The organism is Mycobacterium sp. (assembly GCF_035499775.1).
GTDB lineage: Bacteria > Actinomycetota > Actinomycetes > Mycobacteriales > Mycobacteriaceae > Mycobacterium.
In genome coordinates this window covers 1-3202 of record NZ_DATJYB010000072.1, presented here as the reverse complement: position 1 = coordinate 3202, position 3202 = coordinate 1, and the positions used below count along the sequence as shown (strand labels likewise).

Annotated in this window: 2 protein-coding genes and 2 pseudogenes; all 4 read left to right on the top strand. The window is 65.0% G+C overall.

What is annotated here, in order from left to right:
• Window positions 1–652: pseudogene (locus tag VML93_RS04605) on the top strand (enoyl-ACP reductase); the annotation flags it as partial.
• A gap of 65 nt (window positions 653–717) precedes the next feature.
• Window positions 718–1902 (top strand): permease, encoded by a 1185-nt coding sequence (locus VML93_RS04600; RefSeq protein WP_325608142.1) that lies wholly within the window; start codon window positions 718–720, stop codon window positions 1900–1902.
• 48 nt (window positions 1903–1950) lie between these two features.
• Window positions 1951–2838 carry a formyltetrahydrofolate deformylase gene (purU, locus tag VML93_RS04595; protein ID WP_325608140.1) on the top strand — a complete coding sequence of 296 codons (888 nt, stop codon included), beginning with the start codon at window positions 1951–1953 and terminating at the stop codon, window positions 2836–2838.
• 124 nt (window positions 2839–2962) lie between these two features.
• Window positions 2963–3202, top strand: a pseudogene (locus VML93_RS04590) (HNH endonuclease); the annotation flags it as partial.

Genomic DNA, 3202 nt, shown 5'->3' with positions numbered 1-3202 from the left:
CCACCGGCTGGTCAAGGACCCGTACACGTTGACCCCGGACCGCGGCGCCGAACCCGAGCTCGGTCCGCAGCCCGACTTCGCCCGGCGCCGCGGGCGCGACTTGGCGCCCGAACTCGTCGGCTTCTGGACCGGCGCATTTGTGCAGGGCCCGTACAATGCCCGAATTGTTCGGCGTAGCAATGCATTACAGAACTGGGCCTATGGCCGCCGGTTCCGCTACACGGAGACGATGAGTCTGGGCAAGTCGGTAGCGGCGCCGGTCGCCGCCGCGATCGCCACCGGCGTCATCGCGGCCGGCATCGGCCTGGGCAACAGATATGCCGGCCGATTACCGCAACGATGGGTGAACCGCATCCCGCCGAAGTCGGGCGCCGGTCCAAGCCAGAAGACCAGGGAACGCGGCCATTACACGATGCAGACGTACACCACGACGACAACCGGTGCCCGCTACCAAGCCACCTTCGCCCAACAGGTCGACGCCTACCAGGCGACGGCTGTGCAACTCGGCGAGAGCGGCCTGGCGCTCGCGCTCGATCGCGATCGACTCTCCGAGTTGCGCGGTGTGCTCACCCCCGCCGCCGCGATGGGCGATGCGTTGCTGGCGCGTCTCCCCGCCGCCGGGGTGTCCATCGGGGTAACGCGGCTCAACTGACACAGTAGTACCCCCCTGGGGTATAGTGTCGGCTGGCGCATGGTGCAACCGAAGCGGAGGACCTGATGACGGACAGAGTGCTTCGAGCCCTCGGTCACGCGTTGGCGTTGACCGGCTCGATGACCTGGGAAATCCTATGGGCACTGATCCTGGGCTTCGCGTTGTCGGCAGTGGTGCAGGCCGTGGTACGCCGCTCGACGATCGTGAGCCTGATGGGCGACGACCGGCCGCGCACGCTGGCGGTCGCGGCCGGACTGGGAGCGGCGTCGTCGTCGTGCTCGTACGCCGCCGTGGCGTTGGCCCGATCACTGTTCCGCAAGGGCGCCAACTTCACCGCGGCGATGGCGTTCGAGATCGGGTCCACCAATCTCGTGGTGGAGCTGGGCATCATCCTGGCTTTGCTGATGGGCTGGCAATTCACCGCCGCGGAGTTCGTCGGCGGCCCGCTGATGATCATCGTGCTGGCGGTCTTGTTCCGGTTGTTCGTGCGCGCCCGGCGGATCGACGCCGCCCGCGAGCAGGCCGACCGGGGAATCGCGGGCTCGATGGAGGGACACGCCGCCATGGACATGTCGATCCAGGGCGACGGGTCGTTCTTGCGGCGGCTGCTTTCCCCGCAGGGCTTCACCTCGGTCTCCCATGTGTTCGTCATGGAGTGGTTGGCGATCCTGCGCGACCTGATTCTCGGCCTGTTCATCGCCGGTGCCATCGCGGCGTGGGTTCCCGAAACATTTTGGCAGAGCTTCTTTTTGGCCAATCATCCGGGTTGGTCGGCGGTGTGGGGACCGATCGTGGGACCCTTTGTGGCGATCGTGTCGTTCGTCTGCTCGATCGGCAACGTACCGCTTGCCGCGGTGTTGTGGAACGGCAGCATCAGCTTCGGCGGCGTCATCGCGTTCATCTTCGCCGACCTGCTGATCCTGCCGATCTTGAATATCTACCGCAAGTACTACGGCACCAAGATGATGCTGACCCTGCTCGGCACCTTCTACGTCGCGATCGTCGCCGCCGGATACCTCATCGAATTGATCTTCGGGGCAACGCATCTCATTCCCAGCCAGCGCAACGCGACGGTCATGACCGCCGGGATCTCCTGGAACTACACCACCTGGCTCAACATCGCCTTTCTCGTCGTGGCGACGCTGCTGGTCGTCCAGTTCTTCACCTCGGGCGGAGGGCCGATGCTGCGCATGATGGGCGGCTCACCCGACGCGGAGCACGACCATCATTCGCATCACGATCACCACTAGCGGCGGTATTCTGGCCTGCGGTATTTCGACCCGTCGACGAAGGGGGCCATGATCGCGCGTCCCGGGGCGCCAACGCCCACCGAGCCTGACATCGGCAGGCTGCTGCTTCGCTGCCATGACCGGCCGGGAATTATCGCTGCGGTGAGCACCTTCCTGACCCAGGCCGGGGCCAACATCATCTCCCTGGACCAGCACTCCACCGCGCCGGAGGACGGAACGTTTCTGCAGCGCGCCATCTTTCACCTGCCGGGCCTGACGGCGGCCATCGACGACCTGGAGCGCGAGTTCGCCGCCGTCGTGGCCGAAAAGTTCGAAATCGACTACCGATTCACCGAGGCCGCCAAGCCCAAGCGAGTCGCGATCATGGCTTCGAAAGAAGACCATTGCCTGTTAGATCTGTTGTGGCGCAACCGTCGCGGCGAACTTGAGATGTCGGTCGCCATGGTAATCGCCAACCATCCCCATCTCGCCGAGCACGTCCGGCCGTTCGGCGTGCCGTTTATCCACATCCCGGCCACCCGCGACACCCGCGCCGAAGCCGAACAGCGTCAGCTCCAATTGCTCAGCGGCAACGTGGATTTGGTAGTGCTGGCGCGCTATATGCAGATCCTCAGCCGGGAATTCCTCGATGCGGTCGGCTGCCCGCTGATCAACATCCACCACTCGTTCCTGCCGGCGTTCACCGGCGCCTCCCCCTACAAGCGGGCGCGGGAACGTGGCGTCAAGCTGGTCGGCGCGACCGCGCACTACGTCACCGAGGAACTCGACGAGGGGCCGATCATCGAACAAGACGTCGTCCGAGTGAATCACAACCACACGGTCGACGAACTGGTGCGCGTCGGCGCCGACGTCGAACGTGCGGTGCTTTCCCGCGCTGTGCTCTGGCACTGCCAGGACCGCGTCATCGTGCACGACAACCAGACCGTCGTCTTCTGACCGGAAACCCTCACCAAACCACTTGTATCACTTTGGTTTCAGCGTTTGTCCACAGTTCAGTGGCTATCCACAGGCGGCGCTTCTTGTGGTGTTCGGTGACGGCGCCGCGACGTAAGATTCGAACATGCATTCGATCGAGATTCCGGCGGAGGTCACCGCCAAACTCGACGCACTGCACGCCGCGGTCGCCGCGATGGACGAGCTCAACCTCGACTGCCTACCGCCCGCGGTGCGGCTGCACCTGCTCGAACAGATGGAGACCTCCCGCCGCCGCCAGGTGGCGTTCAGCCACGACGTGATCGGGGGCCTGGCGCAACAAGACCCCGCCGAACTCGGCGGTGCGGCCTACCAACTGATCGCTGAC

Coding starts and splice junctions, on each gene's coding strand:
- VML93_RS04600 (WP_325608142.1), top strand. CDS start 718: ATGACGGACAGAGTGCTTCGAGCCCTCGGTCACGCGTTGGCGTTGACC.
- purU (WP_325608140.1), top strand. CDS start 1,951: ATGATCGCGCGTCCCGGGGCGCCAACGCCCACCGAGCCTGACATCGGC.